Annotated in this window: 24 protein-coding genes; 19 read left to right on the top strand and 5 right to left on the bottom strand. The window is 61.1% G+C overall.

Going from position 1 to position 24,231, the window contains the following annotated elements:
* The first annotated feature begins 1 nt into the window (after position 1).
* The 12 genes from sctD to AC07W7_RS01580 all read left to right on the top strand — a co-directional run bounded on the left by sctD (position 2) and on the right by AC07W7_RS01580 (position 8,106).
* Complete coding sequence (gene sctD, locus AC07W7_RS01525) at positions 2 to 1,306, top strand: type III secretion system inner membrane ring subunit SctD (RefSeq protein WP_495038487.1); 1,305 nt, start codon at positions 2 to 4, stop codon at positions 1,304 to 1,306.
* A complete protein-coding gene (locus tag AC07W7_RS01530; RefSeq protein ID WP_076963239.1) occupies positions 1,269 to 1,475 on the top strand; it encodes an EscE/YscE/SsaE family type III secretion system needle protein co-chaperone in 207 nt (68 codons plus the stop codon). The genes sctD and AC07W7_RS01530 overlap by 38 nt, the downstream gene beginning before the upstream one ends.
* On the top strand, positions 1,475 to 1,729 hold the full coding sequence (gene sctF, locus AC07W7_RS01535; protein WP_076963238.1) for a type III secretion system needle filament subunit SctF: 255 nt from the start codon (positions 1,475 to 1,477) through the stop codon (positions 1,727 to 1,729). The genes AC07W7_RS01530 and sctF overlap by 1 nt, the downstream gene beginning before the upstream one ends.
* A gap of 2 nt (positions 1,730 to 1,731) precedes the next feature.
* A complete protein-coding gene (locus tag AC07W7_RS01540) occupies positions 1,732 to 2,082 on the top strand; it encodes a YscG family type III secretion system chaperone (protein ID WP_083743067.1) in 351 nt (116 codons plus the stop codon).
* Positions 2,079 to 2,660 carry a YopR/YscH family type III secretion effector gene (locus AC07W7_RS01545; RefSeq protein WP_099169715.1) on the top strand — a complete coding sequence of 194 codons (582 nt, stop codon included), beginning with the start codon at positions 2,079 to 2,081 and terminating at the stop codon, positions 2,658 to 2,660. The genes AC07W7_RS01540 and AC07W7_RS01545 overlap by 4 nt, the downstream gene beginning before the upstream one ends.
* Positions 2,660 to 2,998 carry a type III secretion system inner rod subunit SctI gene (sctI, locus tag AC07W7_RS01550; RefSeq protein ID WP_495038488.1) on the top strand — a complete coding sequence of 113 codons (339 nt, stop codon included), beginning with the start codon at positions 2,660 to 2,662 and terminating at the stop codon, positions 2,996 to 2,998. Before AC07W7_RS01545 ends, sctI begins: the two co-directional genes overlap by 1 nt.
* Positions 2,995 to 3,744: a type III secretion system inner membrane ring lipoprotein SctJ gene (sctJ, locus tag AC07W7_RS01555; RefSeq protein ID WP_090413028.1), complete on the top strand. Its 750-nt coding sequence runs from the start codon at positions 2,995 to 2,997 to the stop codon at positions 3,742 to 3,744. The genes sctI and sctJ overlap by 4 nt, the downstream gene beginning before the upstream one ends.
* Positions 3,744 to 4,385 carry a Yop proteins translocation protein K gene (locus AC07W7_RS01560; RefSeq protein WP_099169716.1) on the top strand — a complete coding sequence of 214 codons (642 nt, stop codon included), beginning with the start codon at positions 3,744 to 3,746 and terminating at the stop codon, positions 4,383 to 4,385. The genes sctJ and AC07W7_RS01560 overlap by 1 nt, the downstream gene beginning before the upstream one ends.
* Positions 4,364 to 5,047: an HrpE/YscL family type III secretion apparatus protein gene (locus AC07W7_RS01565; protein WP_076963233.1), complete on the top strand. Its 684-nt coding sequence runs from the start codon at positions 4,364 to 4,366 to the stop codon at positions 5,045 to 5,047. The genes AC07W7_RS01560 and AC07W7_RS01565 overlap by 22 nt, the downstream gene beginning before the upstream one ends.
* 88 nt (positions 5,048 to 5,135) lie before the next feature.
* The gene (locus tag AC07W7_RS01570; protein WP_495038489.1) at positions 5,136 to 7,175 is read left to right on the top strand and encodes a patatin-like phospholipase family protein; all 2,040 of its coding nucleotides are present in this window, start codon (positions 5,136 to 5,138) and stop codon (positions 7,173 to 7,175) included.
* 6 nt (positions 7,176 to 7,181) lie between these two features.
* The gene (locus AC07W7_RS01575; protein WP_076963232.1) at positions 7,182 to 7,592 is read left to right on the top strand and encodes a CesT family type III secretion system chaperone; all 411 of its coding nucleotides are present in this window, start codon (positions 7,182 to 7,184) and stop codon (positions 7,590 to 7,592) included.
* Between the two features lie 298 nt (positions 7,593 to 7,890).
* Positions 7,891 to 8,106: a TOBE domain-containing protein gene (locus AC07W7_RS01580; RefSeq protein ID WP_003173733.1), complete on the top strand. Its 216-nt coding sequence runs from the start codon at positions 7,891 to 7,893 to the stop codon at positions 8,104 to 8,106.
* 45 nt (positions 8,107 to 8,151) lie between these two features.
* Here AC07W7_RS01580 and AC07W7_RS01585 read toward each other — a convergent pair whose 3' ends face one another.
* Genes AC07W7_RS01585 through AC07W7_RS01595 form a run of 3 tightly spaced genes read right to left on the bottom strand, consistent with a single transcriptional unit; the run spans position 8,152 to position 10,966 of the window.
* Positions 8,152 to 9,300 carry a MalY/PatB family protein gene (locus AC07W7_RS01585; RefSeq protein WP_076963231.1) on the bottom strand — a complete coding sequence of 383 codons (1,149 nt, stop codon included), beginning with the start codon at positions 9,298 to 9,300 and terminating at the stop codon, positions 8,152 to 8,154.
* Between the two features lie 50 nt (positions 9,301 to 9,350).
* A complete protein-coding gene (locus AC07W7_RS01590; RefSeq protein WP_099169719.1) occupies positions 9,351 to 10,031 on the bottom strand; it encodes a Crp/Fnr family transcriptional regulator in 681 nt (226 codons plus the stop codon).
* A gap of 47 nt (positions 10,032 to 10,078) precedes the next feature.
* Positions 10,079 to 10,966, bottom strand: a complete 888-nt coding sequence (locus AC07W7_RS01595; protein WP_169901270.1) for a LysR family transcriptional regulator — start codon at positions 10,964 to 10,966, stop codon at positions 10,079 to 10,081.
* Positions 10,967 to 11,079: 113 nt separating this feature from the next.
* Between AC07W7_RS01595 and AC07W7_RS01600 the strand changes: the two genes are divergently transcribed.
* Positions 11,080 to 11,940 (top strand): DMT family transporter, encoded by an 861-nt coding sequence (locus AC07W7_RS01600; RefSeq protein WP_169901271.1) that lies wholly within the window; start codon positions 11,080 to 11,082, stop codon positions 11,938 to 11,940.
* Between the two features lie 55 nt (positions 11,941 to 11,995).
* Here the strand turns inward: AC07W7_RS01600 and narL are convergent, their stop codons facing one another.
* Complete coding sequence (gene narL, locus AC07W7_RS01605) at positions 11,996 to 12,643, bottom strand: two-component system response regulator NarL (protein WP_495038490.1); 648 nt, start codon at positions 12,641 to 12,643, stop codon at positions 11,996 to 11,998.
* Positions 12,640 to 14,445: a HAMP domain-containing protein gene (locus tag AC07W7_RS01610; protein WP_495038613.1), complete on the bottom strand. Its 1,806-nt coding sequence runs from the start codon at positions 14,443 to 14,445 to the stop codon at positions 12,640 to 12,642. The genes narL and AC07W7_RS01610 overlap by 4 nt, the downstream gene beginning before the upstream one ends.
* Before the next feature lie 310 nt (positions 14,446 to 14,755).
* On the opposite strand from AC07W7_RS01610, the gene AC07W7_RS01615 reads away from it, so the two are divergent.
* From AC07W7_RS01615 to narI, 6 genes are all read left to right on the top strand, one after another.
* Complete coding sequence (locus AC07W7_RS01615; protein WP_495038491.1) at positions 14,756 to 16,024, top strand: MFS transporter; 1,269 nt, start codon at positions 14,756 to 14,758, stop codon at positions 16,022 to 16,024.
* Entirely contained in the window at positions 16,021 to 17,418 is a 1,398-nt protein-coding gene (locus AC07W7_RS01620; RefSeq protein WP_495038492.1) for a NarK family nitrate/nitrite MFS transporter, read from the top strand. Before AC07W7_RS01615 ends, AC07W7_RS01620 begins: the two co-directional genes overlap by 4 nt.
* 69 nt (positions 17,419 to 17,487) lie before the next feature.
* The gene (locus AC07W7_RS01625; protein WP_495038493.1) at positions 17,488 to 21,261 is read left to right on the top strand and encodes a nitrate reductase subunit alpha; all 3,774 of its coding nucleotides are present in this window, start codon (positions 17,488 to 17,490) and stop codon (positions 21,259 to 21,261) included.
* 1 nt (position 21,262) lies between these two features.
* The gene (gene narH / locus AC07W7_RS01630) at positions 21,263 to 22,801 is read left to right on the top strand and encodes a nitrate reductase subunit beta (protein WP_495038494.1); all 1,539 of its coding nucleotides are present in this window, start codon (positions 21,263 to 21,265) and stop codon (positions 22,799 to 22,801) included.
* 3 nt (positions 22,802 to 22,804) lie between these two features.
* The gene (gene narJ / locus AC07W7_RS01635; protein ID WP_076963222.1) at positions 22,805 to 23,560 is read left to right on the top strand and encodes a nitrate reductase molybdenum cofactor assembly chaperone; all 756 of its coding nucleotides are present in this window, start codon (positions 22,805 to 22,807) and stop codon (positions 23,558 to 23,560) included.
* A complete protein-coding gene (narI, locus tag AC07W7_RS01640) occupies positions 23,553 to 24,230 on the top strand; it encodes a respiratory nitrate reductase subunit gamma (RefSeq protein ID WP_076963221.1) in 678 nt (225 codons plus the stop codon). The genes narJ and narI overlap by 8 nt, the downstream gene beginning before the upstream one ends.
* Position 24,231 lies beyond the last annotated feature (1 nt).

Raw genomic sequence — 24,231 nt, forward strand, 5'->3', positions numbered from 1 at the left:
CATGGGTTGGAAAATTCGTTTCTATAGCGGCCTCAATCAAGGGGTTGAAGTACCGCTGGCTGAAGGGCGGGTAGTGATCGGTTCCGATCCGCTGCAAGCCGATCTGGTGCTGGTCGATGAAGGTATCGCTGCGATCCACTTGGTGCTCGATGTCGACCCACAAGGTGTACGCCTGTTGGAGTGGGCCGAAGGTCATCAGCCACTTCAGGAGGGGCAGCCGCTGGCGGGCGGCAGCGCGTTGCAGGCCCTGGTCCGCCAGGCTTGTGGGCCGCTGCTGTGGGCCTATTGTGCTCAGGAGCGGCAGTTCTGCGAACAGCTGCCTCTGGCTGCCAACCCTCACGAACGGCGCATGGCGCAGCCGCGAGTGCGTTGGGGTGGGCTATTGCTGCTTGGTATCAGTGCACTGTTGCTGGCAGGGCTCATTGCTTTGCTTGGCGCCCCCTGGTCGTCTGGCAACGCTGGGATGGCCAGCGAGGACCCGGTCGTGGCCTTGCGCAGTTTTTTACGTGATCGCCAGTATCAGTTTGTGCAACTCGGTGAGCCTCAGGGCAATGGCAGTATTGCGCTCACCGGTTATCTGGAAGACAACCGCACGCGGCTGGCATTGCAGCAGTACCTGGAACGTAGCGGCCTGACATACCGGCTCGACGTACGCACCCTGGAAGAGATTCGCCAGGGGGTGGAGTTCATCTTGCAGAAATTCGGTTATCGCCAGGTACGCACGGCCAATGGGGACCAACCCGGCTGGATTCGCCTCACCGGTGAACTGGCGCTTGAGGATGAGCATTGGCTGCAAATCGACAGTTTGCTCAAGGTCGATGTACCTGGCTTGCTGGGAGTGGAAAACCGTGTGCGGCTTGCCGGATCGCACCTCAAGCGGCTCGATCAGATGCTTGCCGACTCGGGTCTCGACGCGGTGCTGGCTTATCAGGACAAAGGTGAGCGAATTGAAGTGCGCGGGCAACTTGATGAGCCTCAACTCAGCGCGTTCTACACGTTGCAGCGTGATTTTCGCCAGGAGTTCGGCGCACGTCCGGCCCTGGACCTGGTGAGTCGCAACAAACGTGGCAGCACCGATGATCTGGAGTTCGTGGTGCGTTCGGTGTCCTTCGGCAAAGTGCCGTATGTGGTGCTGAGCGATGGTCAGAAATACCCGGTCAATGCCTCTACTGCGCAAGGCGTGAGGGTGCTGGCGATCAATGTCGACACCGTGATCGTCAGCCGTGGCAAACAACAATTCATCATCAATCTAAAGGGGGAACCGCTCAATGATGACGGTTTTGGAGGAGCGTCTGTGCGCCGCTGACACGGACTTTGAACAGCAGATACACGCGCAACTGCAACAGGCCAGGGCCTGCGTCAAACGTCGTTTGATCGGCGGCAGTGATCCTCAACAGTATCGGCAATGGCAGATGGAAGCTCAGGCAGTCGAGGCCGCCATCAGCCTTCTCAACACCCTCAAGGGAGCTTCATGATGGCATCGATCTTTACCAATGACAGTAGCGTCAACACGCTCGACAAAGTCGCGGAAAACCTCAAGGACCAGGCCAACAACGCCAACAAGGAGGTCGGTGATGCGATTGCCGCTCTCAAGGACTCTGCGGATAACCCGGCGCTGCTGGCCGAGTTGCAACACAAACTCAACAAATGGTCGGTGATCTACAACATCAACTCGACCGTCACCCGTTCGATGAGAGACCTGATGCAAGGCATCCTGCAGAAAATCTGATGATGGACAGTTCATTGAAAGGGCTGATGGCAGAACTAGCCCTGGCCGGTAGCGGTCATCACTGCCACGAAGAAGCACAGCACATTGCCAACTGGCTTGAACAGGTCGAGGGGCAGGAGGAGGCCGCGTGCCTTATCCGTCTATCCAGCCTGATGAACCAGGGACATTACCAGCAGGCGCTGGTGCTGGGCGAGGGCAAGCCGTGGCCGGCACTTGCGCCCTGGCTGGCGTTATGTGAATGGCGGCTGGGCTTGGGCACCGCGTTGGATCGGCGCCTGGCCGAGCTGGCGGCGAGCGAAGACCCGCGGCTGCAGCAGTTTGCCCAAGGCATGCGTGACCCGGAGGGGGGATGAACCGGATCGACTCGGCGCCCGGGCAACTGCCGCCTCATGATGCACGGGACACTCGACCTGCGTTACCCGCCGAGCCCGGTCAGGCACAAGCATTTGACGCGGCAATGAAACCGGCTGCGGTGTCGCCGAGGCCTGTCTCGATTGACGGCCCCTTGCAACTCTGGTTGCACGGTGCGGATCTGACAACGGCACTGACAGGTATGGATGCCCGGCAGCAGCGTGACGCCGTGTGGAAGTGGTATCGCCAGGATCTGCCGGAATCGGCCGAAGGGCGTCGTGGTGAACTGCTCAATTGGCTGATGCAGGGCCTGTCGGATCGCTTGCTCGTGCGCTTTGGGCAACAACAACTGGGGCTTGAACAGGATCGTCTGGCACTCAAGGACATGCTCAAGGAGCAGGCACCGTTCGGCAAGCAACAAGAAACCCTGTTGCTCAACGTACTGAGTGAGGTCAAGGGCGTCGAGGGCAGTGACTACCTGCAGGCGATTGTGCGCCGCGAGTTGCAGATCCTGATCCCTGTGAACGCAATGATCAAAAACATGATGAGCTTCACCCACTCACCCGATTTGGAGTCGTGATGGACGTTAGTCAGATAAGTCAGGCCACTGTCGCCAATCTCGATGATCTCAAGGCACCCCAAGCCAATGCCGGGCAAGTCACCGATTTTGAACGGGAGATGGGCAAGGGCGGTGAGAGCCTGGGAGGTAATTTGCTCAACGAAATCGGGCAGCTCAAGGAACGTTTTTCCCAGGCCAAGCATGAACTTGAGGTCGAGCTTTCGACGCCAGGCGACGACCCGGGCAGCCTTATGCAGATGCAGTGGTCGCTGATGCGTATCAGCATGCAGGAGGAACTGATAGCCAAGACGGTAGGGCGCATGAGTCAGAACGTCGAAACGCTGATGAAAACCCAATAAGGTGCTGTGTGAAGAGACTCAATCGAATTCTGATGGTGCTGGCCGTGTTACTGCTCACCGCTTGCAAAGTCGAACTCTATGCCGGTATCAGCCAGAAAGAAGGCAACGAAATGCTGGCGTTGCTGCGCACCGAAGGAATCTGGGCAGCCAAGCAGCCCGACAAGGACGGTAAGGTCAAGTTGCTGGTCGAGGAGTCCGATATCGCTGAGGCGATTGATGCACTCAAGCGCAAGGGCTATCCGCGCGAGAGTTTTTCCACGCTCAAGGATGTTTTCCCCAAGGAGGGATTGATCTCCTCGCCGGTCGAGGAGCGAGCGCGGCTTAACTACGCCAAGGCCCAGGAAATTTCCCGAACCCTTTCTGAAATCGATGGTGTACTGGTCGCTCGGGTGCATGTAGTGCTGCCTGAAGACCGCGATGGCCTGGGTAAAAAATCGTCGCCTGCCTCGGCGTCGGTATTTATCAAGCATGCGGCGGATATTCAGCTCGACGCCTACATTCCGCAGATCAAGCAATTGGTGAACAACGGCATCGAAGGCTTGAGTTACGACCGCATCAGCGTCGTGCTGGTGCCTTCGGCCGATGTGCGGCAAGTTCCGCTCGCCCCACGTTATGAAACAGTCTTCTCGATTCAGGTGACTGAAGAATCGCGCAGCCGGTTGCTGGGGCTGTTCGGGCTAATGGTGGCACTGCTGTTGGTCAGCAACCTCGGGCAATATGTGTGGCAGCGCAGCAGGCTTTCGTGATGACGTTGCTGTTGACGCCCTACCAGCTACGGTTTTGCCCGGCCCGTTACATTCACCCTGCACGCCTCCCATCTTCGCTGGCGGGCCTGACCGAAACCCTGGACCACTGGCGCCGGCACAGGGGGATCAATGCATGGCTGCTCAATGAGTTTGCGCTGGGCATCGAGTATGAATTGCCACCCATGCTCGGCGGTCTCGCGTTTTTTGAGCAGGCCGCGCTGGAAAAGACTCTCGGTTATCTGGGCGCACTGCTGCATGGTCACGCGATTCGGCAAGTGCTGGACGCGCAAAGCCTGCGGCGGGTTCACGCTGCGATTGGCGAAGCCGGGCATCGTTACTGTCTGGAACAACTGGAGCTGATTATTGGCGCCTGGCCGCAAGGCTGGCAGCAACCGTTACCAGCAGGAGAACTGGTTGATTGCCTGCGCCAGCGCGCGCTGGAGTTCTGGCTGCTGGCCTGTGATGACGCACCATCGGGATTTTCCAGGCGCCTGGCTTTACGCCTGGCGCCTGGAAAATCCCAGTTATTGGTGCCCCCTCAGCGTTGGCATGTCAGTAACAGCCAGCGTCCATTGGCCCAGGCGTTGTGTCTGAAAATCGCCCGACAAGTGAGCCCGCAATGCTTCCATTTATTGAAATAAAAGCATCTGAAGTCCGCCTCGCACCGGATCAGGTTCTGCTGCGCAGTGCTGACTATCAAGACTATCTGACGGCAGGCGAGTTGGTTGAAGTCGCCCGCAAACGTGCCGAGGAAATCGAGCGTGCTGCCCATGATGTCTATGAGCAACAGAAGGCGTTGGGCTGGCAGGCCGGCATCGAAGAGGCGAACAAGCGTCAGGCTGTGCTGATTCAGGAAACGCTGTTGCAGTGTCATCAGTATTACCGCGAGGTCGAGCAGCAGATGGGCGGTGTGGTGCTGCAAGCCGTGCGCAAGATCCTTCAGCATTACGACAATATCGAGCTGACGTTACAGGTGACACAACAGGCGTTGTTGCTGGTCAGTAATCAGAAACAGGTCATTTTGCATGTGCATCCGGATCAGGTACTTGAGGTGCGCGAGCAGATTTCCCGAGTGCTCAAGGACTTCCCGGAGGTGGGCTATGTCGAGGTCGTCGCCGATGCCCGACTCGACCAGGGTGGCTGCATCCTTGAGACCGAGATCGGCATCATTGACGCGAGCGTTGGCGGCCAATTGGGGGCACTGGAAGCCGCCTTGCAGCAAACGTGGCAGCATGAAGCGCGAGCGCCTGCCCCTTCGATCGACAGACAAACTGAAGGGCAATCACTGGAAACGCTAAATTGATAAAAAAACGTCTGATACTGAAAAGGCCGGAAAACCCATTCCCTTAGTATTTGCTCCAGTCAACAACTGACTTGCCCCAGGAGCCTTTATGCTAATTCCGTCTTCAGTCAACGCACTTGCCGCTACCGGCCGGCCGCAGGAAATTACGCCGCCCAAGGATCAACCACCGCTCAAGGCCAGGTTGTCCACGGACCCTGTGGGCCAGGGTTTGACGGCGGCACTCAAGAGCAGCATCGGTGTAGCCGTCAGTGCGCAATTGCCGGATATCAGCCGGGCTGCCCTGGTGGCACCGCAACCCGAAGGCGCGTCGCAGTTGATCGCCGAAGGCGCGGGGAAGCGGCAGGTCACGCTGCGCAGTTTCGAGAACGGTGTCACCGAGGTCAAACTGACCCGGCCACCGTTGACCGGTCTGGTTCTCAGTGGCGGTGGTGCCAAAGGCGCAGCGTATCCAGGCGCTATTTCAGCACTCGAAAATAAAGGAGCGTTGGACGGTATCAAGAGCATTTCCGGATCTTCGGCTGGGGCAATCACAGCGGCATTATTGGCGTCCGGGATGAGCGCTGGTTCGTTCAAGAGCCTGTCCGATAGCATGGACTTGATCTCCCTGCTCGACAGCGGCAAAGGCTGGATGAAAAAGCTCCAGCATCTTAACTCTGGCCTAGGCAAGTTGATAACCTTCGGCAACAACGGCGTGGTCGCCAGCATTGTGCGCTTGCTGTACAACATCCTCCCGCGCATGGGTTCAGAAGCAGCGCCACTGGAAAAAGTCCTGCGCACGGAGTCCAGCAAGTCCGTACTGAACCAGATTGCGGCCCATCCCGAGGTCGCTCGGCAGCCCGCCGTCAATGCTATTGTGCAAAAACTGCAAAAGGGCGGCGCAGTCACATTCAGCGACCTGTCCGTGCTCAGCAGGCAGATCCCGCAGATCAAAGAACTGAACATCACCGGCACGGCAATGTATGAAGGCCGTCCGCAGTTGGTGGTATTCAATGCCGACCTGACTCCCGACATGGACATCGCCCGCGCCGCGCACATCTCCGGTTCGTTCCCGCTGGTGTTCAAACAAATGGGCGAAACCAACCATCCGTTCCAGGCAGAGAACGAGCGTACCAAGTTCCAGGACGGTGGCGTGATGCTCAACGTTCCGGTAGCGGAAATGATCAACCAACAGTTCTCGAACAGCCCGCTACGTCAAGATGACAACCTCATTCTCAAGTTTCCTGAGGACGCAGTTCCCGAGAAGGGGCCTAGTCAGTACCGCCCCAGTGTTTTCGAGTGGGTTGTAGGGGCTCCGTTGGGCGCACAAGCGGCATTGCAGGCGCGCGGGCTCGCTGCGCTGGAGGACCAGACCGTCGTGGTGCCGCTCAAAACAGAGTCGGGGGACTACAGTGGCATGCTCAGCGGAACCCTGAATTTCACAATGCCCGATGGCGTCAAGAACGAACTGCAATCGCTGTTGCACAAAGAGGTCGGCAACCACCTCGATAACCGTTTGCAGGCCCGTGAGGCCCACACGTTTGCAACCATGGAAAGCGCGCTACTGGCGTTGGACGATGAAATGCTTGCCAGCGTTTCGGCGCAAGAGCCGGTTCGTACGGCGGATGTCGTGCAATTTAGGCGGGCGGCGACGCAGGCTTTTTCCGAACTCACAGTGGCCATCCTTTCGGCCAAGGACATGAAACTGTCCGACGGCATAAATTCGGCTTTGGCGCGCCTCGATACGTTGGCGTCGACCCCGGAACGCAAGGCATGGGTAGCCAATACGCTGAACAATACCGATAACACCGACCATCAGCGCTTGTTGGGGGCCTTGCGCGACACGCCTGTGGCGTCGCCGGTATTGAAAGCTGCGGTCGATGAAATGCGCAGACGTGATGTGGCGGTGATCGCCGACAACATCCGCAAAGAAGTGATTCTGCCGTCCCTCTATCGCGTTGGCCAGCCAGCCTCCAACGTCGCGCTGCTCAATCGTGTCGAGCACAGCCTGATGCGTGCGATAAGCCCGGCCCAGATCAATCAGGCCCTGGACGATCTTATCGATAACTACGGCGCACGAAACAAACCCTGGAGCAAACCGTCGAGCTCCACCACTGTCGAAATGGCCAAGGCCTGGCGAATTGCGGAGTAAGCTTGAATGTCATTGAAAAACTGGTTGGAGCAATGGGATCTGGCAATGCCGCCAGAAGATCAGCCTACCTGCCGTCTGCACATTGGCGAGGATCCCGAAGTGCTACTGGAGCGAGTACCGCATGGCTGGCTGATCGCCCTGCGCCTGGGCGCGCTGCCCAAGCGATTGCTGCAAGGTGTGGTGCTTCAGTTATTGCAGGTCAACAGCCCGTTCTCGGTGCTTGCCCCCGTCAGACTGACCGCTGACGCCGCTGGCGATCTGGTGCTGTGGGTCGAGGCGTTGGACGGGCAGAGCGATGTCGAGAGCCTGAACGCCTGGTATGGCAAGTTGCTCCAGGGGCATACCTTGTTCAAATCGTTGACCGAGCCAGGTGCGACGCTGTCTGATGCGCCCTTGTCGGGTGGGGTCTTTGTCTGAATGGGCTGAGTTGGCCGAGCGCTTTCAAATGTGAAATAACACCGGGCCCTAATTGGGCACGGTGTTATTTCGGTGCTTCAAACATTCAGTTCAAGGCTGCGCCGGTGAGACCGCGTTGGCCATGCAGGGAATCTACGTTCAAACCGTAGGCATTTTTGGTATGCAATTACAGAATTCTTAATATGTCAAAAAGGAATAAATAAATAGTTATTTATTCCTTTTGTTGTTGGTGTGGATGGCGCATTTTGAGGGCCTGCGCATTCGTGCGGATTGACCCAACCGTAAAAGGAAACCTCACATGACCATCAAAGCGATCAACGTACGCAACCAGTTCAAGGGCGTGATCAAGGAGATCCTGCTGGGCGAAGTGGTGTCCGAGATTGACGTGCAAACGGCGTCGGGGATTGTCACTTCGGTGATCACCACCCGCTCGGTGCGCGACCTGGAATTGAAGGTGGGCAGCGAAGTGATTGCCTTCGTCAAATCCACCGAAGTGTCCATCGCCAAGCTCTGAGCCCAGCCCTTGCCGGAGCCGGCAAGGCGGCTCCGGCAGAGCGGTTCAGCGGTTTTGCAGGCTGCGTTCCAGGCGGGAAAGACCTTCTTCGAGCAAGGCTCGCGGGCAGCCGAAGTTCAAGCGTACGAACTGCTGGCTGTCATCGCCAAATTCCACACCCGCACTCAACCCTACCTTGGCCTGTTCCAGGAAAAACCGCTGCGGGTCTTCCAGGCCCAGGGCGCTGCAATCCAGCCAGGCCAGGTAGGTGCCTTGGGGGGCATGCATGACCACGCCCGGCAGGCGCTTTTGCACCGCCTCCAGCAGGTAGTCGCGGTTGTCTTGCAGGTACGCTACCAACGCCTGCAACCATTCCCCACATTGGCTATAGGCCGCCCAGGTGGCTTCCAGGCCCAGGGGGCTGACGCTATCGACCATGCCGCAGCGCGCCTTGTTGAAGCGCTCGCGGATGACCGGGTCCTGGACAATGGCAAAGCAGGTCTTCAGGCCGGCGACGTTGTAGGCCTTGCTGGCCGACATCAGGGTAATGGTGCGGCGGGCGATCTCTGCGCTCAACGAAGCGGTGGGGATATGCCGGCGCCCGTCGAAGCACAGTTCGGCATGGATTTCATCGGAGATGATCAGCGCGCCTGTATCCAGACAGGCGTTGGCCACGGCCAGCAGTTCCTCGCGGGCGAACACCTTGCCCAGGGGGTTGTGAGGGTTGCTCAGCAGCAAGGCGCCGGCGCCTTTCAAGGCCTGGCGCAAGGCGGGCAGGGGGGTCAGGTATTCGCCCTGGTCGCTCAGGGCAAACGGCACTTCGATCTTCGGTAGGTTCCAGTTGCCCGCCGCATGGCGTAGCGGTGCGTAGTTGGGGGTCTGCAACACCACCGGCTGGCCGGGCTGGACAAAGGCGTGCAAGGCCATGTTGAAACCCGGCTCCACGCCCGGCAGGAACAGCAGTTCATCGGGCTGCACGCGCCAGGCGTACTTGTCCCACAGGTCGCTGATGATCGCCTCGCGTACTTCGGGGCGGGCGACACTGTAGCCGAGCATCTGCTGGTCCAGGCGTGCGTGCAGGGCCTTGAGGATCGCCGGTGGGGCGGCGATGTCCATGTCGGCAATCCACATGGGCAAGACGTCTTCGGGGTAGCGGCTCCACTTGGTGCTGCCGGTGCCGAGGCGAGGGTGGATCGTGTCGAAATCAAAGCTCATGGGCGGCGCTCGTGTCAGGAAGGCGGGCGAAGAATGGCGTCGATTCTAAGTCAGCCAGCCTGATAGGTCATCAATTGCTCCTCGCACAGGATGCGGATGGTGCGGCGTTGCACCTCGATCAGGCCGGCGTCTATCAGCCGGTGCAGAATCCGCGAAAACGTCTCCGGCTGAATCCCAAGCTTGGAGGCCACCAGACGCTTGGGCACCTGCAGCACCACATCGCCGCTGACGGTATCGCGCTCCTGGATCAGAAAGTTGATGACCCGGCGGCTGGCATTGGCCAGGGTCAGGGTGTCGATGTCCTTGAGGCGTTGGTGCAGGTGCAGGCTCATGGTGCCGAGGATCGCCAGGCAGATCTGTGGCTGGTCCTCCAGGGCCTTGCGGTAATGATGGCCCTCGATGCTTACCAAGACACTGTCCTTGAGCGCCGTGGCACTCACCGGATAGGCCTTGGCCTGGCTGAACAACAGCGCTTCGGCAAAGGTCTGGCCGGGGCGGATGACTTCCACCAGATGCTCCTGGCCTTCGCCGGTGACCCGGTGCAACTTGACCTGGCCACTGACCAGCAGGAAAAACCGATCGGCAGGGTCGCCCTGGTGCATCAGGGTGGCATGCCCGGGCAGGCGCTTGAGATTGGCCAGGGTACAGACGTCCTGGAAAATCTTCTCCGGCAACGGGCTGAATAGATGATGCCGACGCAGGGTCAAGACAATGGATGGATGGGTCAACATGGCGTACCTCCGCTCCCGCCCATGGTAGGGCCTGGCGGTGGCTGGGCCTATGCCTCGTTGGAGGTAGTCCCGTGGAGGCAGTGCCCCTGCAACAGTGCCGAAAACGCATCCCGGGCCGGATGACAACCGACGTTGGCATGCCAGTAAAACAGGTTGTCGATGTGCGCCAGTTCCGCGAACTCATGGCCCTGCCAGTTGGCACCCTGGCGGTATTGCTCGTAGATCCCCCGCGGCACCAGCGCGGCGCCGCTGCCGGCGCTGACACAGCCGATAATCGTGCCGTAGCTGGCGATGCTGACAATGGGGCAGACCTGGTCATGGCGTGACAACCATTGTTCCAGGGCCAGGCGATACGGGCAGCCTGTGGGCCACATAAACAGGGTCAGGCCGTGCAGGTCTGCGGCACTGCGCACCGGGCCCAGCGATGTGGGGGCAATCAATATCAGGTCTTCGCTATATAGCCGCGTGCTGTGCAGCCCGGGGCGTTGCACATCCACGGCGACAATTGCCGCGTCCAGCCGATGGTGCTGGATATCATCGAGCAACTGCGACCAGGTGCCAGTGCTCAACGCCAGCGACACCTGGGGGTACAGCGCGTGATAGCGCGCCAGCAACTGCGGCAAGCGCCCGGTTGCACTGGACTCGATAGCGCCGATACGCAAATGCCCCTGGGGCGCGCCACCCAGTGCGACGGCACGCCGGGAGGCTTCGGTCAGGTCGAGGATTTTCGTCGCGTACTCGATAAACACTTCGCCGGCGGGGCTGACCCGCAGGCCCCGGCCCTCACGCACCAACAGCGCGACGCCGAGTTCCTGCTCCAGGGCCTTGAGGCGCGCGGTGATATTGGACGGCACGCAATGCAGCTGCTGCGCAGCACGGGCGATGCTGCCCAGCTCGTAGACCGTCTTGAACATACGCAGTTGGGACAGTTCCATGGTTCACCTGGAGTGAAGAGTGGGCTCAGTTTAAGTCACTTTTTTCAAGGCCTGGGGTTTCTCATACTGTTGCCAGGCAGTGCCTGTGTGCTGCCACGTCCCCGAGAACGCCCATGCCCCGCGCAAAAGTTGTCCTGGCAACCGTCTTTGTCATTCTCTGCTGGGCGTATTCGCCTATCGGTATCCATATCGCTTTGCAGGCCTACGCCCCCGACAACCTGGCCTTGCTGCGCTTTTTGATTGCGTCGGTATTGATGGCCGCGGTGGCCTGGTGCAAGGGCATTGCACGGCCCCGGGTCCGGGATTTGCCTTTGTTTGCGGTGCTGGGGCTGTTTGCGGTGACCCTGCACCACATCGCCCTCAATTACGGCCAGCGCGGTGTGAGTGCCGGCGCTGCCAGCGTCCTGGCGCAATCTACACCACTGTTCAGCGCGGTGCTGGCCAGCACCGTGTTCAGGGAACGGCTCGGCGCCTGGCAATGGGGCTGTGTACTCGGCGGCCTGCTCGGTGCCGGGGTGGTGGCGGTGGGGGATCGCGGCTTGGGCGAGCTGGAAGGGCATAGCGTGTTGATCCTGCTGGCGGCGGCGTCCTGGAGCCTGTATTTCGCCCTGCAAAAGCGTTATTCCCAGCGTTATGACGGGCTGACGATGGTGTGCTGCACCCTCTGGTCAGGCACGGCGTTGCTGCTGGTGTATCTGCCGGGGTTGCCGGGGGAGCTGGCCCAGGCTTCGATGTCGGTGAACCTGGCCGTGCTGGTGCTGGGCATTTTTCCCAGTGCGCTGGCGTACCTGGCTTGGGCTTATGTACTGGCCCATAGCCAGGTCAGCCGGGCAGCGATTGCGCTGTATCTCATCCCGCCGGTGGCGATGCTGATGGGGTGGGTGATACTGGCGCAGCGGCCTTCGGTGATGGTGATGGTGGGGACGGTTATTGTCCTGGCGAGTGTGGGGGCGTTGACAGTGAAAGGGCGATGAGGACGCAACTAAGCTGTAGGTGCTGGCTTGTCGGGTCGTTCCCACAGGGCAAACCCTACCCAGCCTGACGCAAATGCTCCATCGCCCACACCGCCGCTTCCACCCGCGAGCGCAACCCCAACTTGTGCAGCAAGTTCTTCACATGCACCTTCACCGTGCCCTCGGTAATCCCCAGCTTATGCCCGATCACCTTGTTGCTATAGCCCCCGGCAATGGTCTTCAACACCTGCCGCTCGCGCTCGGTCAGCTCCACCGCCGCATGGGGCTGGGGCGAGCGCAAGGCCTGGGCCAGCACGCGGGTCAGGCCGGGGCTGATCACCAGGGCGCCGTGCAGGGCATCGCGGATGTACTGGATCAGCAACTCCGGCTCCATGTCCTTGAGCAGATACCCGTTGGCATCCAGGCGCAGGGCGTCGCGGATGTCGTCTTCGGCATCGGACACGGTAAACAGCAAGACCTTGCCGCCATAGGCCATGGCCCGCAGGCGGCGCAGGGTTTCCAGGCCGTTCATCTGCGGCATGTTGTTGTCCAGCAGCACCAGGTCCGGTTGCAGCGAATCGATCAGGCCCAGGGCCTCCTCGCCATTGCCGGCTTCGCCCACCACATGCAGGTCATCTTCCAGTTCGAGCATCTGGCGCATGCCGTGGCGCATCATCGGGTGGTCGTCGACGAGTAGGATGCGGTGGCGCAGTGAGGTGTTCATGACAAGCTACCTTCTTGGAGAGAGTGCCCGAGAAACTCCGGGCGAAACAGCAAGTGCACCCGCGTGCCCTGGGGCTCGCGGGGGGAAATATCCAATTGGCCGTGCAGGCTGCGAGCGCGTTCGTCCATGATGGTCAGGCCGTGGTGTTCGCGCTGGTCCACCGGCTCGCTGAAGCCGCGGCCATCGTCTTCAATGCTCAGGCTCACGGTTTCGCCGTGCTGGCGCAGTTGCAGCCAGGCGTTTTCGGCGTGGGCATGGCGCAGGCAGTTGGACAGCGCTTCGCGGGTTACTTGCAACAGGTGGATCTGTTCACTGGCCGACAGCTGGAAGGCCAGGGCATCCACATGCAGGTGCACCTGGAATTCGCCACGGCGCGAGAATTCCTCGGCGGTGTCTTTGAGCTCCTGCACCAGCCCGGCATCGTGGATTTGCAGGCGGAAGGTGGTGAGCAACTCGCGCAGTTGCCGGTAGGCGTTGTTCAGGCCTTCGCGCAGTTCGCCGGTGACGGTTTCCAGGGTGGCCTTGGGTTCGTCGCGGCGCAGCAGGGTCTGCATGCGGCTGACTTGCAGCTTCATATAGGACAGGGCCTGGGCCAGGGAGTCATGCAGTTCGCGGGCGATGATGGTGCGTTCGTCCAGCAGCAATAAACGGTGGTCCTGCTCACGCTGGCGCTTGAGGGACAGCGAGGTGCCAATCAGGTTGGCCAGGGCCTGGATCAGTTGCTGCTCCCAGGCCTGGGGCGTATGGCCGTCGACAAAGTGGGCCTTGAGTTCGCCCAGTTCCGCACCCTGGTTGCTGATGCTGAACACCTGGGGCGGGGCGACGTGATGGCGCTCGCAGGTGGCGCAATCGCCGATGGCGCAGACATTGCGGCTGTTCTCGCCATGCAGCGCCAGCATCTGTTTGGCGGGGGCGAGGAAGTGCCCTTGCAGGCACAGCGACAGGCGCAGGCCCGGCAGGCGTTTCTGAAAGCGGCGGATCAACTCGTCGAGGCCCTCGGCATTGGCCAGGCGTGTGGCCAGGCTGCGGCTGCTCTCGTAGAGCAATTCCAGGGCGGCGTTGGCCTGTTGCAGGTTGAGGGTCTTGTGCTGCACCTGGCTTTCCAGGGTGCGGTGGGACTGCTCGATGGTTTCGGCCAGGGTGTTGAAGCTCAGGGCCAACTGCCCCAGTTCGTCCTGGGAGCGATGATTGACACGGGTCTGATAGTCGCCCTCGCGAAAGCGTCGGGTGGCGTCCACCAGTTCCTTCAAGGGCGTGACCACACCGTACTGCAATTCATACAGCCCCAGCAGCAGGATGATCAGGGTGCTGAACAGCGCCAGGCCCTGGATCAGTTGTTGCCAGCCTTGTTTGTGCTCGCTCTGTTGCTGCAACAGGCTGACGAACTGGTTCAGTTGCTCGACAAAGGCCGGCGCGCGCTCGCGGAAGAACACGCTGTCGCCGCGCTCGATGGCCGGGCGCAGCTCTTGGTTCCAGTGTTGCTGGATCTGCCGGTAGCTTTGTTGCAGGGCGCTGTGGGGGCCGTCTTCCAGCACTGCTTTCAAGGACTGGCTGTCCAGGCGTCGTTGCAGGCTCTGGGTGATGGCCTGGATCTCGTCGGCGGGGGCGTGGTCGGCGAGTTTCCAGCTCAGGTGGTAGGTCTCCATGCGCACTGAGCCGGCGGTGTTGATGGCCGCGCCGTCGCCCTGGCTGAACCAGGCGATCAGCCCGGCGCTCAGGGAACTGGCCAGGGCCAGGATCGCAATCAGGATCACCGCGACACCGGCGCGCGCGGGCAGGGAGCTGCGCAGCCAGTTAAACATCACGGCGTAATCGAAGGGGCAAGAACAGCAGCATGGCGGCACCTGGCAAAGGAAACAGTATTCAATTCTGCATTCCCTGGCGCACTACCTCTAAAGAGTTGCCGGCGCACCCTCCCACGGGAAAAAGCCGGCACAAGAGATCAATCCATTGATAAATAAAGACTTTCTCTTGTTATTTGGCCTACCTCTTAAGAGGTAGATGGGCCCAGCATAGGCCAAGAGCCCCCAGGTGGACGTTGATCTGGGTCAAGTTCCTGGAGGACGTCACCCCTAACCTGCGCTCATGGAATCACTTCTGGGAGCGCAAACCGTGACTCAACCCCGTGTAAGACAAGGCCTGGTGCTGGGCATGAGTACGCTGGCCTTCACCGTGTGCTTTATGGTCTGGATGATGTTCGCCGTGCTCGGCGTACCGATCAAAGAGCTGCTGCAACTCAACGAAACCCAGTTCGGCCTGCTGGCGGCCACCCCGGTCTTGACCGGCTCCCTGGTACGCCTGCCCCTGGGCCTGCTGACTGACCGCTTCGGCGGGCGCATCGTGTTCTTTGTCTTGATGCTCACCTGCGTGCTGCCGCTGTACCTGATCACCTACGCCACGGCCTTCTGGCAGTTCCTGGTGCTGGGGCTGTTTGTCGGCCTGGCCGGTGGCTCGTTCTCGGTAGGCATCGCCTACGTCGCCAAGTGGTTCGACAAGGACAACCAGGGCTTTGCCATGGGCGTGTTCGGTGCCGGCAACGCGGGGGCGGCGGTCACCAAGTTTCTGGCGCCGGCCCTGATTGCCCTGGGCACCTGGCACCTGGTGCCGAAGGTGTTCAGCGCGATCCTGTTTATCACCGCGCTGCTGTTCTGGTTCCTCACCAGCGAAAACAAGGCCCACCGCAGTGCCGGCGGCGCTACCTTGCGCGAACAACTGCTGTGCCTCAAGGACCCGGCCGTATGGCGCTACTGCCAGTACTACTCGATTGTGTTCGGTGGCTACGTGGCCCTGGCGCTGTGGGCGACCAAGTACTACGTGCAGGAATACGGCTTCAGCCTGCAAAGCGCCGCGCTGTTGGCCGCGTGCTTTTCCCTGCCGGGCGGGGTGCTGCGCGCCGTGGGCGGCTGGATGTCCGACCGCTGGGGCGCCCAGAGCGTGACCTGGTGGGTGCTGTGGGTGAGCTGGATCTGCCTGTTCCTGCTCAGCTACCCGCAGACCCAGTTGCAGGTGCAGACCGTTAACGGCCCGCTGGATTTGCATATCGGCCTCAACGCCACCGTCTTCACCATCCTGCTGTTTGTGATGGGCATCGCCTTCGCCTTCGGCAAGGCCTCGGTGTTCAAGTACATCGCCAATGACTACCCGCAAAACATGGGCGCGGTGTCCGGCATCGTCGGCCTGGCCGGGGGCCTGGGTGGTTTTGTGCTGCCGATCATGTTCGGCGCCCTGGTGGACCTCACCGGTGTGCGCTCCTCCTGCTTCATGTTGATGTACGGCGTGGTCTGGGTGTCCTTGACCTGGATGTACTTCAGCGAAATCCGCAAACAGCCGCTGCTGGGCAAAGCCCCGGCGGCCCAGCCTCTCCAGGGAGAATCAGTATGACTATCGCGCAAAAGCCCGTTTCGGGCCCGGTGATCCACGACTGGCGCCCCGAAGACCCGGCGTTCTGGGGCGCCAGCGGCAAGCAGACCGCGACCCGTAACCTGTGGATCTCGATCCCGGCGCTGCTGTTGGCCTTCGCTGTGTGGATGGTGTGGAGCACGGTGATCGTGCGCCTGAACGCCATCGGCTTCAGCTTCACCACTGACCAGTTGTTCTGGCTGGCGGCCTTGCCGGGCTTGTCCGGCGCCACCCTGCGCGTGTTCTATTCGTTCATGGTGCCGATCTTCGGTGGCCGCCGCTGGACGGCCCTGAGCACCGCGTCGCTGCTGATTCCATCACTGTGGATGGGCTTCGCGGTACAAGACCCGAGTACCTCCTACAGCGTGTTTGTATTGATCGCGCTGCTGTGCGGCTTCGGTGGCGGCAACTTCGCTTCAAGCATGTCCAACATCAGCTTCTTCTACCCCAAGTCCCAGCAAGGCACGGCCCTGGGCCTGAACGCCGGCCTGGGTAACCTGGGGGTGTCGGTGATGCAGTTCTGCGTGCCGCTGGTGATTACCTTCGGTGTGTTCGGCCTGCTTGGCGGCCAGCCACAGACCCTGGAAGACGGCAGCCAGTTGTGGTTGCAGAACGCTGGGTTTATCTGGGTGCCGTTCATCATCACCGTGACCCTGTTTGCCTGGTTCGGCATGAATGACCTGTCCAGTGCCCGCGCTTCGTTCAGCGAGCAGGCGGTGATCTTCAAGCGCAAGCACAACTGGCTGATGTGCTGGTTGTACCTGGCCACCTTCGGTTCCTTCATTGGTTTCTCGGCCGCCTTCCCGATGCTGATCAAGACCTCGTTCCCAGACGTCAACGCCCTGAAATTCGCCTTCCTCGGCCCGCTGGTGGGCGCCCTGGTACGCCCATTGGGCGGCTGGCTGGCCGACAAGCTGGGCGGTGCGCGGGTGACCTTGTGGAACTTCGTGCTGATGATCGTGATGGTGTTTGGGGTATTGCATTTCCTGCCCCTGAACGGCGAGGGCGGCAGCTTCTACGGCTTCCTTGGCCTGTTCATGCTGCTGTTCATCACCACCGGCATCGGCAATGGCTCCACCTTCCGCATGATCCCGGTGATCTTCCGCACCCAGCATGAAAAAGCCAGCGCCGGCAAACCTGCCGCCGTGCGTGAGCAAGCCCTCAAGGATGCGAGCAAGGAATCGGCCGCGGTGCTGGGCTTCAGCTCGGCCATGGGCGCCTTCGGTGCGTTCTTCATTCCCAAGACCTTTGGCTCGTCCATGGCCTACACCGGCAGCCCGGCCATGGCGTTCTACATGTTTGTCGGCTTCTACCTGAGCTGCATCGTCGTGACCTGGTGGTGGTATGCGCGCAAAGGCGCCGAGACCCCCTGCTGAGTCGACCCGAATTCAAACCTTGCGTGGGCGGGGCACAGAACCCCGCAGCAAGCCTCTGAGGAAAGCACCATGAGTCATCTACTCGATCAACTGCGGTTCTTCAATCGCAAGCAAGACGAATTCTCCGAAGGTCACGGCGAGACCCGCAAGGAGTCCCGCGACTGGGAGAACGTCTACCGTTCGCGCTGGCAGTACGACAAGATCGTGCGCTCCACCCACGGGGTGAACTGCACCGGCTCGTGCTCGTGGAAGATCTACGTGAAGAACGGCCTGATCACCTGGGAAACCCAGCAGACCGACTACCCGCGCACCCGCAACGACCTGCCTAACCACGAGCCGCGCGGCTGCCCCCGTGGCGCGAGCTACAGCTGGTACATCTACAGCGCCAACCGCCTGAAGTACCCGAAGATCCGCAAGCCCTTGCTCAAGCTGTGGCGCGAGGCGCGCCTGACCCTGTCGCCGGTCGAGGCCTGGGCGAGCATTGTCGAGGACAAGGTCAAGGCCGACGCCTATAAGAGTAAGCGCGGCATGGGCGGCTTCATCCGTTCCAACTGGGATGAAGTCAACGAGATCATCGCCGCGTCCAACGTCTACACCATCAAGCAATACGGCCCGGACCGCATCGTTGGCTTCTCGCCGATCCCGGCCATGTCCATGGTCAGCTACGCGGCAGGTTCGCGTTACCTGTCGTTGATCGGTGGCGTGTGCCTGAGCTTCTACGACTGGTACTGCGACCTGCCACCAGCCTCGCCGATGGTCTGGGGCGAGCAGACCGACGTGCCGGAATCGGCCGACTGGTACAACTCCAACTACATTATTGCCTGGGGCTCCAACGTCCCGCAGACCCGCACCCCGGATGCGCACTTCTTCACCGAGGTGCGCTACAAGGGCACCAAGACCGTGGCGATCACGCCTGACTATTCGGAAGTGGCCAAGCTCACCGACCTGTGGCTCAACCCCAAGCAGGGCACCGACGCGGCACTGGCCCAGGCCTTCAACCATGTGATCTTCAAGGAATTTCACCTGGATAAACCGAGCGCGTACTTCACCGAGTACGCCAAGCGCTACACCGACTTGCCGGTGTTGGTAATGCTCAAGCCCATGACCGGCTTCGCCCCGGGCGCAGGGTTCCAGCCGGACCGCTTCCTGCGTGCGTCGGACCTGGTGGACAACCTGGGCCAGGACAACAACCCGCAATGGAAAACCATCGCCCTCGACGAGAGCGGCGAACTGGTTTCGCCACAAGGCGCCATCGGCTATCGCTGGGGCGAGAAGGGCAAGTGGAACATCCTGGCCAAAGAAGGCGGTGAAGGCCGCGAGATCGACCTCAAGCTGAGCCTGATCGGCGAGGACGTCGCCGAAGTGGCGTTCCCGTATTTTGCCGGTGAAGCCCACGACTACTTCCAGCACGTGGCCGGTGACGCCGTGCAGTTCCGTCGGGTGCCGGTGCACAGCGTGACCCTGGCCGATGGCACGGTGGCCAAAGTGGCGACGGTGTTCGACCTGTCGGCGGCCAACCTGGCCATCGACCGTGGCCTGGGCGGCAGCAACGTGGCCAAGGACTACAACGACGCCAGCGTACCGGGCACGCCAGCCTGGCAGGAGGCAATCACCGGGGTCAGCCGCGAAAAGGCGATCCAGATCGCCCGTGAGTTTGCCGACAACGCCGACAAGACCCGTGGGCGCTCGATGATCATCGTCGGCGCGGCGATGAACCACTGGTACCACATGGACATGAATTACCGCGGGCTGATCAATATGCTCATGCTCTGCGGTTGTGTCGGCCAGACCGGTGGCGGTTGGGCGCACTACGTGGGCCAGGAAAAACTGCGTCCGCAATGTGGCTGGCTGCCCCTGGCATTCGGCCTGGACTGGAACCGTCCGCCGCGCCAGATGAACGGCACCAGCTTCTTCTACGGCCACAGCTCGCAATGGCGCCACGAGAAGATGAGCATGCACGACATCCTCTCGCCGCTGGCCGACAAGTCGCAGTTCCCCGAGCACGCCCTGGACTACAACATCCGCGCCGAACGCGCCGGCTGGTTGCCCAGCGCACCCCAACTCAATACCAACCCGCTGCATATCTGCCGTGACGCGGCGGCTGCCGGTATGGACCCCAAAGACTACGTGGTCAAATCCTGGCAGGACGGCAGCCTGCGCTTTGCCTGCGAGCAGCCGGACAGCCCGGTGAACTTCCCGCGCAATATGTTTATCTGGCGTTCCAACTTGCTCGGCTCGTCGGGCAAGGGCCACGAGTACATGCTCAAGTACCTGCTCGGCACCAAGAACGGGGTGATGAACGAAGACATCGGCCACAGCACCGAATGCAAGCCGACCGAGGCCGAATGGGTCGAAGACGGCGCCATCGGCAAGCTGGACCTGGTGACCACCCTGGACTTCCGCATGTCCTCGACCTGCGTGTATTCCGACATCGTGTTGCCGACGGCAACGTGGTACGAAAAAGACGACATGAACACCTCGGACATGCACCCGTTCATTCACCCGCTGTCGGCGGCGATTGATCCGGCATGGGAGTCGCGTTCGGACTGGGAAATCTACAAAGGCATCGCCAAGGCATTCTCGGCCATGTCGGTCGGCCACTTGGGCGTGGAGCAAGACCTGGTCACCGTGCCGTTGTTGCATGACAGCGTTGGCGAACTGGCCCAGCCGTTTGGCGGCACCGACTGGAAAAGCGCCGGCGTGGCGCCGGTACCGGGCAAGAATGCGCCGAACATGGCGGTGGTGGAACGGGACTACCCGAACATCTACAAGCAGTTTTCGTCCCTGGGCCCGCTGCTGGAAAAACTCGGCAATGGCGGCAAGGGCATCAACTGGAACACCGACGAAGAGGTCGAGTTCCTTGGCGAACTCAACCACCACGAAGGCGACGCGGGCATCAGCCACGGCCGGCCAAAAATCGACACGGCCATCGACGCCGCCGAGGTGATTCTGTCCCTGGCCCCGGAAACCAACGGCAAGGTCGCCTTGAAAGCCTGGGCGGCACTGTCGGAATTCACCGGTATCGACCACAGCCACCTGGCGATTTCCAAGGCCCACGAAGCGATCCGCTTCCGCGATATCCAGGCGCAGCCGCGCAAGATCATCTCCAGCCCCACCTGGTCGGGCCTGGAAGACGAGCACGTGAGCTACAACGCCGGCTACACCAACGTCCATGAAAACATCCCATGGCGCACCATCACCGGCCGCCAGCAGTTCTACCAGGATCACCCGTGGATGCAGGCGTTCGGCGAGCAGTTGATGAGCTACCGGCCACCGGTCAACACCCGCACCATCGAAGGGGTGAAGGGCAAGCGCAGCAATGGCCAGACCGAGATCGTCCTGAACTGGATCACCCCGCACCAGAAGTGGGGGATCCACAGCACCTACAGCGACAACCTGCTGATGCTCACCTTAAGCCGTGGTGGCCCGATTGTATGGCTCTCGGAAATCGACGCCAAGCGCGCCGGGATCGAGGACAACGACTGGATCGAATGCTTCAACGTCAACGGCGCCCTGACGGCCCGTGCGGTGGTCAGCCAACGGGTCAAGGAAGGCATGGTGATGATGTACCACGCCCAGGAACGCATCGTGAACGTACCGGGTTCGGAAACCACCAAGACCCGCGGCGGCCACCACAACTCGGTGACCCGCGTGGTGCTCAAGCCGACCCACATGATCGGCGGCTATGCCCAGCAGGCCTACGGTTTCAACTATTACGGCACGGTCGGCTGCAACCGCGATGAATTCGTGGTGGTGCGCAAGATGGTCAAGGTCGATTGGCTCGATGGCTCCAGCGGTGATGATCTGCCGCGTCCATTGCCGACCGATATCGAGGAGAACTGAGATGAAGATCCGCTCACAAATCGGCATGGTCCTGAACCTGGACAAATGTATCGGCTGCCACACCTGCTCGATCACCTGCAAAAACGTGTGGACCAGCCGCGAAGGCATGGAATACGCCTGGTTCAACAACGTCGAATCCAAGCCCGGTATCGGCTACCCCAAGGAGTGGGAAAACCAGGACAAGTGGAAGGGCGGCTGGATCCGCAACGCCAACGGCTCGATCAACCCACGCATCGGTGGCAAGTTCCGCGTGCTGGCGAACATCTTCGCCAACCCCGACCTGCCGAGCCTGGACGACTACTACGAGCCGTTCGACTTTGATTACCAGCACCTGCACACCGCACCTTTGGGCGAGCACCAACCCACTGCACGCCCGCGTTCGGTGGTGTCGGGCAAGCGCATGGAAAAGATCGAGTGGGGCCCCAACTGGGAGGAAATCCTCGGCACCGAGTTCGCCAAGCGCCGCAAGGACAAGAACTTCGACCAGATCCAGGCCGATATTTATGGCGAGTACGAAAACACCTTCATGATGTACCTGCCGCGCCTGTGCGAGCACTGCCTGAACCCGGCGTGCGCGGCGTCGTGCCCCAGTGGCGCGATCTACAAGCGTGAAGAAGACGGCATCGTGCTGATCGACCAGGAAAAATGCCGCGGCTGGCGTATGTGCATCAGCGGCTGCCCGTACAAGAAAATCTACTTCAATTGGAAGAGCGGCAAGTCCGAGAAGTGCATCTTCTGCTATCCACGGATCGAAGCCGGCATGCCCACCGTTTGCGCGGAAACCTGCGTCGGACGTATCCGCTACCTCGGCGTGCTGCTGTATGACGCCGACCGCATCAGCGAAGTGGCCAGCACCGCCAACGAGCACGACCTGTACGAGAAACAGCTGGAAATCTTCCTCGACCCGAACGACCCGGCAGTGATCCGCCAGGCCCTGGCCGATGGTGTACCGCAGTCGGTGATCGACTCGGCCCAGCGTTCGCCGGTGTACAAAATGGCCGTGGACTGGAAGCTCGCCCTGCCGCTGCACCCGGAATACCGCACCTTGCCGATGGTCTGGTACGTGCCGCCCCTCTCGCCGATCCAGAACGCGGCCGCCGCTGGCACCGTGGGCATGAACGGGGTGATCCCGGATGTCGACAGCCTGCGTATCCCCCTGCGTTACCTGGCCAACATGCTCACCGCCGGTGACGAAAAGCCGGTCAAGCGTGCCCTGAAACGCCTGCTGGCCATGCGCGCCTTCAAGCGTTCGCAGCAAGTGGATGGGATTGAAGACCTGCAAGTATTGGCCGACGTGGACCTGAGCGTGGCCCAGGTGGAAGAGATGTACCGCTACCTGGCGATTGCCAACTACGAGGACCGGTTTGTGGTGCCCAGCGCCCACCGTGAAGATGCGATGAGCGATGCGTTTGCCGAGCGTTCCGGCTGTGGTTTCAGCTTCGGCAGCGGCTGCAGTGGCAGCTCCGACACCAATATGTTCGGGGCGAAAAAGGCCAACCGCCGCGACGTGCTGAAAACCGTCCAGATCTGGGAGGATTGAGCCATGCGCATTCTTAAAGTGATCTCGTTGCTGCTGGACTACCCCACCCAAACCCTGGTCGACGGCCACGATGAACTGGAGCAGGCGATTATCGAAGCGCGGGAAATCAGCCCCAAGCAACGCGGTGCGCTGTTCGAGTTGCTGGAACTGATCTGCAGCAATGACCTGATGGATGGCCAGGAGCATTACGGCGCACTGTTTGGCCGCGGCCGCTCGCTGTCGTTGCTGCTGTTCGAGCACGTGCATGGCGAGTCGCGGGACCGCGGCCAGGCCATGGTCGACATGATGGCCCAGTACCAGGAAGCCGGGTTTGCCATCGGCGTCAAGGAGCTGCCGGACTATATCCCGCTGTACCTGGAGTTTCTGTCCACCCGCGAAGACATCGAGGCCCGCGAGGGCCTGGCGGATGTGGCCCACCTGCTGGCCCTGCTGGCGGCGCGCCTGGATGAGCGTGAAAGCGCCTACGCCAGCTGCTTCCGTGCGCTGTTGCAGATCAGCGGCGCCGAGCCGCACCAGGCCATTGCCGAGTTGCGCGCCCAGGTCGCCGCCGAAGTGCGCGACGACTCCCTCGAAGCCCTGGACAAGGTCTGGGAAGAGGAGGCCGTGGACTTTATGCAGGCCGAGCAGCAGGACCGTTGCAGCTCGATGCCCAGCGCACCGGGCAAGGCCCGCGAAGAAAGTGCGGTGCCGTTGCACTGGGTGGATTTTCAGCACGAAGGGCTGGCCGCCGTGCCAGCCAAGGAGGTGGGTAATGTCTAAGTGGAATTTGCTGGTATTTGGCGTGTATCCGTATGTCGCCCTGGCCATTTGCTTGTTGGGCAGCTGGGCGCGGTTTGACCTGTCCCAGTACACCTGGAAGGCCGGTTCCAGCCAGATGCTCAATAACCGTGGCATGCGCGTGGCGAGCAACTTCTTCCATATCGGCGTGCTGTTCGTGCTGGCCGGGCATTTTGTCGGCCTGCTGACCCCGGCGTCGATCTACCACCATGTGATCAGCACCGAGCACAAGCAACTGCTGGCGATGGTCTCCGGTGGCTTCTTTGGCCTGCTGTGCCTGGTGGGCCTGCTGATGCTGGTCAAGCGCCGCCTCACCGACCCACGGGTACGGGCCACGTCGAGCCCGTCGGACATCTTGATCCTGCTGGTGTTGCTGGCGCAGCTGGTGCTGGGCTTGCTGACCATTGTCGCCTCCACCGGGCATATGGACGGTTCGGTGATGGTGATGCTCGCGGACTGGGCACAGAACGTGGTGTTGCTGCGGCCCGTGGAAGCGGCAGCGGCGATTGCCCCGGTCAGCCTGATCTACAAGGCCCACGTGGCGCTGGGCCTGACCCTGTTTGTGCTGTTCCCGTTTACCCGTCTGGTGCATATGGTCAGCGCGCCGATCTGGTACTTGGGGCGTCGTTATCAAATCGTGCGGCAGAAGTGAG

It is taken from the genome of Pseudomonas sp. GW821-FHT01D09 (assembly GCF_059422465.1).

Coding starts and splice junctions, on each gene's coding strand:
- AC07W7_RS01565 (WP_076963233.1), top strand. CDS start 4,364: ATGCTTCCATTTATTGAAATAAAAGCATCTGAAGTCCGCCTCGCACCG.
- narL (WP_495038490.1), bottom strand. CDS start 12,643: ATGAACACCTCACTGCGCCACCGCATCCTACTCGTCGACGACCACCCG.
- narI (WP_076963221.1), top strand. CDS start 23,553: ATGTCTAAGTGGAATTTGCTGGTATTTGGCGTGTATCCGTATGTCGCC.
- sctF (WP_076963238.1), top strand. CDS start 1,475: ATGGCATCGATCTTTACCAATGACAGTAGCGTCAACACGCTCGACAAA.
- AC07W7_RS01530 (WP_076963239.1), top strand. CDS start 1,269: ATGATGACGGTTTTGGAGGAGCGTCTGTGCGCCGCTGACACGGACTTT.
- sctD (WP_495038487.1), top strand. CDS start 2: ATGGGTTGGAAAATTCGTTTCTATAGCGGCCTCAATCAAGGGGTTGAA.
- AC07W7_RS01545 (WP_099169715.1), top strand. CDS start 2,079: ATGAACCGGATCGACTCGGCGCCCGGGCAACTGCCGCCTCATGATGCA.
- AC07W7_RS01580 (WP_003173733.1), top strand. CDS start 7,891: ATGACCATCAAAGCGATCAACGTACGCAACCAGTTCAAGGGCGTGATC.
- AC07W7_RS01600 (WP_169901271.1), top strand. CDS start 11,080: ATGCCCCGCGCAAAAGTTGTCCTGGCAACCGTCTTTGTCATTCTCTGC.
- sctI (WP_495038488.1), top strand. CDS start 2,660: ATGGACGTTAGTCAGATAAGTCAGGCCACTGTCGCCAATCTCGATGAT.
- narJ (WP_076963222.1), top strand. CDS start 22,805: ATGCGCATTCTTAAAGTGATCTCGTTGCTGCTGGACTACCCCACCCAA.
- AC07W7_RS01560 (WP_099169716.1), top strand. CDS start 3,744: ATGACGTTGCTGTTGACGCCCTACCAGCTACGGTTTTGCCCGGCCCGT.
- narH (WP_495038494.1), top strand. CDS start 21,263: ATGAAGATCCGCTCACAAATCGGCATGGTCCTGAACCTGGACAAATGT.
- AC07W7_RS01540 (WP_083743067.1), top strand. CDS start 1,732: ATGGACAGTTCATTGAAAGGGCTGATGGCAGAACTAGCCCTGGCCGGT.
- AC07W7_RS01570 (WP_495038489.1), top strand. CDS start 5,136: ATGCTAATTCCGTCTTCAGTCAACGCACTTGCCGCTACCGGCCGGCCG.
- AC07W7_RS01595 (WP_169901270.1), bottom strand. CDS start 10,966: ATGGAACTGTCCCAACTGCGTATGTTCAAGACGGTCTACGAGCTGGGC.
- AC07W7_RS01625 (WP_495038493.1), top strand. CDS start 17,488: ATGAGTCATCTACTCGATCAACTGCGGTTCTTCAATCGCAAGCAAGAC.
- AC07W7_RS01590 (WP_099169719.1), bottom strand. CDS start 10,031: ATGTTGACCCATCCATCCATTGTCTTGACCCTGCGTCGGCATCATCTA.
- AC07W7_RS01575 (WP_076963232.1), top strand. CDS start 7,182: ATGTCATTGAAAAACTGGTTGGAGCAATGGGATCTGGCAATGCCGCCA.
- AC07W7_RS01585 (WP_076963231.1), bottom strand. CDS start 9,300: ATGAGCTTTGATTTCGACACGATCCACCCTCGCCTCGGCACCGGCAGC.
- AC07W7_RS01620 (WP_495038492.1), top strand. CDS start 16,021: ATGACTATCGCGCAAAAGCCCGTTTCGGGCCCGGTGATCCACGACTGG.
- AC07W7_RS01610 (WP_495038613.1), bottom strand. CDS start 14,445: ATGTTTAACTGGCTGCGCAGCTCCCTGCCCGCGCGCGCCGGTGTCGCG.